This is a genomic window from Mycobacterium sp. (assembly GCF_035653355.1).
Taxonomy (GTDB): Bacteria; Actinomycetota; Actinomycetes; order Mycobacteriales; family Mycobacteriaceae; genus Mycobacterium.
The window spans coordinates 1-6,686 of the sequence record NZ_DASRBZ010000058.1; the positions used below are offsets into that span (position 1 = coordinate 1).

The window sequence follows — 6,686 nt, forward strand, 5'->3', positions numbered from 1 at the left end:
CTTGGTGGCCAGCTTCTCGATCACGCCGAGCTTGTCCGACACCTTCGACCCGCCGAGTACCACGGCATACGGCCGTTCCGTGGAGCTGGTCAGCTGCTCGAGGACTTTGACCTCGGCCGCGACCAGCGTGCCGGCGTAGTGCGGTAACAGTGTTGCGACGTCGTAGACCGAGGCTTGCTTACGGTGCACAACACCGAACCCGTCGGACACGAAAGCGCCGCCGTCTCCGACCAGTTCGGCCAGTTGGCGGGCCAACGCGAGGCGCTCGCCGTCGTCCTTGCTGGTTTCGCGCGGGTCGAAGCGAACGTTCTCCAGCAGCAGCAGGTCACCATCGCTCAGTGCTTGGGCGCGGGCGACCGCGTCGCTGCCCACGACATCGCCGGCCAACTGGACGCCTTGGCCGAGCTGCTCGCGCAGCGCAGCGGCGACCGGCGCCAGCGACAGCTTCGGGTCGGGGCCGTCCTTAGGGCGACCCAGGTGCGCGGTGACGACCACTTTGGCGCCGGCGTCGACCAGCGCCTTCAGCGTCGGCACGGACGCGGTGATGCGGCCGGGATCGGTGATGGTCCCGTTCTCGAGCGGGACGTTCAGATCGGAGCGCACCAAGACTCCGCGACCCGAGACTCCTTCGGCGAGAAGGTCTTCGAGTGTCTTGATGGCCACGGCTTACAGCGACTTGCCGACCAGGGCGACCAGGTCGACGAGGCGGTTGGAGTAGCCCCATTCGTTGTCGTACCAGGACACCACTTTGGCTTGGTTGTCTATGACCTTGGTCAGCCCGGCGTCGAAGATCGAGCTGTGCGGGTCGGTGACGATGTCGGTGGAGACGATCGGCGCGTCGTAGTACTTGAGGATGCCCTTGAGCCGACCCTCGGCGGCGGCTTTGAACGCGGCGTTGATCTCCTCGACGCCGGCTGGCTTGGACAGCTCGGCGGTCAGGTCGGTCACCGAGCCGGTCGGGATCGGCACCCGCAGCGCGTACCCATCGAGCTTGCCGTTGAGCTCGGGCATTACCAGCCCGATCGCCTTGGCGGCGCCGGTCGAGGTCGGCACGATGTTCAACGCGGCGGCCCGGGCGCGGCGCAGGTCTTTGTGCGGCCCGTCTTGCAGATTCTGGTCCTGCGTGTAGGCGTGGATGGTGGTCATCAGGCCTTTGACGATGCCGAACTCGTCATGGAGCACTTTGGCCAGCGGCGCAAGACAGTTCGTGGTGCACGACGCGTTGGAGATGATGTTCTGGCTGCCGTCGTACTTGTCGTCGTTGACGCCGAGCACGATGGTGATGTCGGGGTCGGTGGCCGGAGCCGAGATGACGACCTTCTTCGCGCCGGCGTCGAGGTGACCCTTGGCCTTGGCGGCGTTGGTGAAAAGCCCGGTGGATTCGACGACCACGTCGACACCGAGATCACGCCACGGCATGGCGGCCGGGCCTTCCCTGACCTCCAGGGCTTTGATTTTGGCGCTGCCGACGACGATGGTGTCCTCGCCTTCCAAGCCCACGTCTTGGGCCAGCCGGCCCAGGATCGAGTCGAATTTCAGCAGGTGCGCCAGCGTGGCGTTGTCGGTGATGTCGTTGACGGCCACCACTTCGACGTCGGTGATGCCCTGCTGCTGCTGCGCGAGTAGGGCCCGATAGAAGTTGCGTCCGATTCGACCGAAGCCGTTGATGCCTACTCGGACCGTCACGTGGATCTCTCCTTAGTCGCTGGTGGTCTACCCGCGCCAGCCTAGTCCGGTGGGCATGGGGGCCCGGAAGGGCCCGAGGACAAGCCCGACCATCCGCGCCGCGAACCGGGTGCGCCAGGCTGAGCCGCTACTTTGCCGAGCGCAGGCGGCGCAACGCCGATTCGGCGGCGTGATATCCGCACAGCCCGTGCACACCGGCGCCGGGAGGCGTCGATTGCGAGCACAGGTAGACGCCGGGCACACCAGTGAAATACGGATCGACCGCCACCCGCGGCCGAAAAAGGATCTGCAGGCCGTCGTTGGCGCCGCCGATGATGTCGCCGCCGATGAAGTTCGCGTTATAGGCCTGCAGCTCGGCGGTTGACTTGCTGACCGTTGCGACGATGCGGTCGCGAAATCCGGGTGCGAACCGCTCGATCTGGTCGACTACCGCGTCGGTGGCGTCGCCGTCGTAGCCGAAGGGCACGTGCGCGTAAGCCCAAATCGGGTTGATGCTGCCGTTGGAGCGCGAAGGGTCCGCCAAGTATTGCTGCCCGACGAGCACGAAAGGCCGCCTGGGCATCTGGCCTTTGGCGCGCTCGAGTTCAGTCTGCGCGATTTCGGCGAACGTCCCACCTAGGTGGACGGTGCCCGCGCGGCCGCAGGCGGGGTCGGCCCACGGGATATCGCCGTCGATGGCGAAGTCGACCTTGAACGCCGACGAATCTTCGCGGTAGCGCTGATAGGACCGCTTGATGCGGGCCGGCATGAGATCGCCGTAAATAGACAGCGCCGCAGCGGGACTCAGGTCGAGCATCACGATATCGGCGTCGGGGATGTCGGCGCGGCTGCTGACGGTGACGCCGGTTGCGATCGCCCCGCCGTACTCGCCAAGCGCAGTCGCCGCGGCCGCGATGATGAACCCCGATCCGCCTTGCGCGACCGGCCAGCCGTAGCGGTGTCCGCTCGCCAAAATCATCAGTCCCAGTGACGCGGTCAGTGGTCGGTCGAGCCGGGTATAGACGTGTGCGGCCGCACCGCCGAACAAGGCGCGAGCTTTCTCGGTGCGAAACCACCGCGCCATTACCGTGGCCGGCAACACGGCCCGGGGGCCGAAGCCGGCGAGGCGGATCGGGTGGCGCGGGATGCCCAGCACCGGCCGCAGCAAATCGTGTGAGAGCTCGTCGAAACCGGCCGCCAGGTCACTCAGCGCGCGTCGCCAGCGCGGCCCGTCGGAGCCGAGACCGGCGGCGGTCCGATCGATCGACCGATACAACACCGCGGCAGTGCCGTCGTCGAGCGGATGTGCGCAGTCGATTTCTGGCCACCGCCAGGTCAGCCCGCGCCGTTCCAGGTCGATCTGCGCCCAGAACGGTGAACCCACCGCCATCGGGTGAAAGGCCGAACAGTGGTCGTGGACGACGCCGGGCACCGTCAGTTCGCCCGACCGCGCACCGCCGCCGATCCTGTCAGCCGCCTCCAGCACCTGCACGTCGACGCCGTGGCGCGCCAGGTTGATTGCGGCGGCCAAGCCGTTGGGGCCGGCGCCGACGACGACGGCGGTGGTCACTGCGACCGGTGCGCGACGTCGGTGTGGTGCCTAGTGGGGTGGACGGGGATTTGGTCGCCCGGTTCGGGCCACGGCTGGCGGCTCAGCATGTCCTCGACTTTGACATATCCCTCTTCGATCACGCCGGTCTTGGCGTCGGCAATCCGGTACCACTGCTTCTGCGTCTGGATCGGTTGGCCCTCCAGGGTGATCACCCGGACGTCGCCCTCCTCGAAGTGACAGCGCCGCTGCACCGCCTCAAGCAGTTGCTCGTTGTGCAGGTGACCCTCGCCGAAGTTCCACCCGACGAGTGGACCGGCGATGATCTCACCCTCCCGGATCGCATAGTCGGCTTCGTTCTTGATGGCGCGGGCCAGCAGTCCGTTGAGTGCCCGGCCGTGTAGGTGCATGGCTCGGAACCCCCCTGGCACCTTGTCGGCCATGAGTTCGGCGGTGGCTGGGCCGTACAGTCTTCTTAATTGGTTCACAACCAGCGGCGAGCTTTTGGCAACATTGGCTTCGATCTTGTCCTCGGCGCCCGGACGGAAGCACCACAGGCTGGTGGCCCAGTTGCCGGCGTAGTAGCGCATTCCCGGAAGGAACGAAATCTGTTGGGGAAACATGTTTCCTGCGATCACGGCGGTAGCAATCACGATGACAAGGACGACCAGCAGCAGCGGTGAGTTGAGGTCGTAGACCGTGACAGAGCCGTAGTGCCCGAACAGGTAGAACAGCGAGAAGATGAAGAAAACGTTCCACTCCAACGGTACTCCCATCGGGAGGTTGGAAATGATGTTGAGGTGGAAGATCACCATGAATCCGATGAGGAACCAGCGCCACGGCTGACCGCCGGCGAGCAAGACCAGCACGCCCGGCACGATGAATTCCGCTGTGGTACCACCCACGTGCGCCATCAGTTTCGGCAGCCAGGAGGGTCGCAGGTCGTTGGCCTCGTCACGGTAGAGCATGTGCTTGAACCAGCTGAACATTTTGGGCCGCAGTAACGCGTTGTTGCTGGTCATCACCGCCACAACGTACGGGAAGTGGTGGTTGAGCTTGGATGTCGCTGCGCCCCACCACAATCCAAGCATGATGATCTTGAAAGCCGCGATCTCGTCGACGAACGGAAAGAAGAACACGAACAGCTTGAGCCAGTAGTGTTCGGCGCGGGCGGCCAAGAAGATGGTCTTGTCGCGCAGCCCGAGCACCGCCAGCGCGACGATGGTCGGCACCACCAGCATTGGGTCGATCAGCCCGACGTCGCCGCCGCCGGTAGCCGGGCCGCCGTGTCCCGGTGACAGTAGAGCCCACGTCCCGGAGATCAGCACGATGGCGTAGAGCGCGACGTCGACGATGGTGCGGGTGTCGCCGGCGGTGAGCGGAACTTTCCCCGGCCACGGTGGCAAGCGAATTGTGTTGGGCCGCAACCAATACAGGAACCCACCGATCGGCGGCCAAAACCTTCCCGTCAACGGGCCTGATCCGCAGCCCAGGCCCAGCACCTCGAACAGCAAGGTGAAGACAATGACCTTCTGATACACGATCGGCTGCGTCCACCATTCGCCGATGTGACCGAGGCCGCCCAGCCCCGGTGTGAGCGAAATGATTGCCGCCGGGGCGGCGATGTACACGGCGATCTTGAGCAGGTAGAGCAGGTACACCGCATAAGGGGTGCCGAAGCCGTGTTCGGCCCAGTGGCGGCTGCAGGCCTGGACCCGGGTGCGCCACGGCAGGGTGCGCCAGGTATCAGGATCGACGTCCGGAACCGACGGTGTGATGAATCCCATGACGGCCTCGTTTCCGTGAAAAGCGGAGTCTATCGCCAAATCAGTTGGCAGAGGGCGAATCACGCCGCAGATATTGATCGGCCGCTCCTGTGGATAACCGGCTCGCGCGTCGGTGGCGTCGGCTATTATCGAAAGTATGTTCGAAACCCTGACCGATCCGCTGGCGGCCGCTGGTGTTGGCGTGCCCGCCGCTATGGCTGAGCTGGACCCGCCTGCCCTCGTGGCCGCCGTGGGATCGTCGTATCGGCTGGAGTCCGTGCTGGTGGCGCGGCGGCTGGCGGCCGTGGCGGCACTTCTGCGGCAGCGCGGCTCTACGGCCAAGAAGGCGAACGCCGAGCGAGGCTATGCACTGATCGACGGGTTCGAGCAAACCACGGCTGAGGTAGCTGCCGCGATGAATCTCTCGCCGGTGGCTGCCAGTTATCTTGTGTCATACGCTCAAGCACTCGATATCCGGTTGCCTAAGGTTGCCGCGCTGCTAGCCGAAGGAAGAACCGACTGGCGCACGGTGCGGTTGATCATCAGCCGGACGGATCTGGTCACCGACGGCGATTTGATTGCCAAGCTCGACGAGTCGTTGGCCGCGCGAATCGGCAAATGGCACAGCTGGTCAAGGCAGCGAATCGTCAACGCCGTCGACGCCGCGGTGCGCGCCATGGACCCAGATGCGGCTCGTGAACGCCGGGTTGCCGCTGAGGAAGACCGCTATATCGGTGTCACGGCGCAGGACAACGGGATGGCGGAGGTGTACGGCACCGTCGCCGCTGCCGCCGCCACAGCATTCGACCGGCGCTTGTCGCAGCTCGCCAAGCAGGTGTGTCCGGCTGATCCGCGAACTTTAGACCAGCGCCGGGCCGACGCGCTGGCCGCGCTGACCGAAGGCCGTCGCCTGGCATGCGCCTGCGGAAAACCGGACTGCCCCACCCGAACCGAGCTCGCGGCCCCCGAGGACGGCTCCGCGTGCGCACACGTTGTCATCAATGTGGTTGCCACCGACCAGACGGTCAAAGGTGACAGCTCCCACCCCGGCTACCTTGAGGGCTATGGCGTGATCGACGCTGAGCAGGTCCGCGAGCTTGCGGCGGCTGCGTCGCTTCGCCTAGCTGACGCACAAACCAGCGCAGCGGAGGCGTTGCGCTATCAACCGTCCGCAGCGCTGAAGCGCGCGATCCGGTGTCGAGACTTGACGTGTCGGTTTCCGGGATGCAGCCGTCCGGCGACGGTTTGTGACATCGACGATACGGTTCCGTTCAACCACCCCGACCCGAGAGCCGGCGGGCTGACGGTGCCGTGGAACCTGAAATGCCTGTGCCGCCAACATCATCGGTTGAAGACGTTCGGCGGGTGGCACGATGACCAATTGGCCGACGGCACTATTGTCTGGACGTCGCCGACCGGACAAATTTACCGCACCGCTCCGGCAGGTGCTGAGCTGTTTCCGCAATGGCGCACGCCGGCCTGTGCGGCACCCACGCCCAACCGGCGCAGCCGCTCCAAGCAGCGCGCCAGCCGAACCGCCCGTGCCCGCAGGCACAATCGCGAGCAGCGGCCCATCAACGAAGCACGTCGCTACCTTGAGGAATCCCGCAAAGAGGAATCGCAGCGCGTACGTTCCGGAACCACATGCGTGGCATGCTGTTCCTGTTCAAGGGCACCCCGAGCACCAGCCCATTCTGTAGTTGGGT

At 65.4% G+C, this 6,686-nt stretch carries 4 protein-coding genes and 1 pseudogene; 1 reads left to right on the plus strand and 4 read right to left on the minus strand.

What is annotated here, in order from left to right; genetic code table 11:
• The 4 genes from pgk to VFA16_RS01955 form a co-directional block, all read right to left on the minus strand.
• The coding region (pgk, locus tag VFA16_RS01940) for a phosphoglycerate kinase (RefSeq protein ID WP_324966199.1) at window positions 1-663 on the minus strand (663 nt) is incomplete at its 3' end.
• A gap of 3 nt (window positions 664-666) precedes the next feature.
• Window positions 667-1,686: a type I glyceraldehyde-3-phosphate dehydrogenase gene (gene gap, locus VFA16_RS01945; RefSeq protein WP_324966200.1), complete on the minus strand. Its 1,020-nt coding sequence runs from the start codon at window positions 1,684-1,686 to the stop codon at window positions 667-669.
• A 127-nt stretch (window positions 1,687-1,813) separates the two neighbouring features.
• Window positions 1,814-3,235, minus strand: coding sequence for an NAD(P)/FAD-dependent oxidoreductase (locus tag VFA16_RS01950; RefSeq protein WP_324966201.1), 1,422 nt, complete (start codon window positions 3,233-3,235; stop codon window positions 1,814-1,816).
• Window positions 3,232-5,001, minus strand: a complete 1,770-nt coding sequence (locus tag VFA16_RS01955; protein ID WP_324966202.1) for a DUF3556 domain-containing protein — start codon at window positions 4,999-5,001, stop codon at window positions 3,232-3,234. The genes VFA16_RS01950 and VFA16_RS01955 overlap by 4 nt, the downstream gene beginning before the upstream one ends.
• 193 nt (window positions 5,002-5,194) lie before the next feature.
• Between VFA16_RS01955 and VFA16_RS01960 the strand changes: the two are divergent.
• Window positions 5,195-6,686 (plus strand): annotated as a pseudogene (locus tag VFA16_RS01960) (HNH endonuclease signature motif containing protein); the annotation flags it as partial.

Excerpts from the sequence above, each read along its gene's own strand:
- VFA16_RS01955 (WP_324966202.1), bottom strand. The coding sequence starts at position 5,001 with ATGGGATTCATCACACCGTCGGTTCCGGACGTCGATCCTGATACCTGG.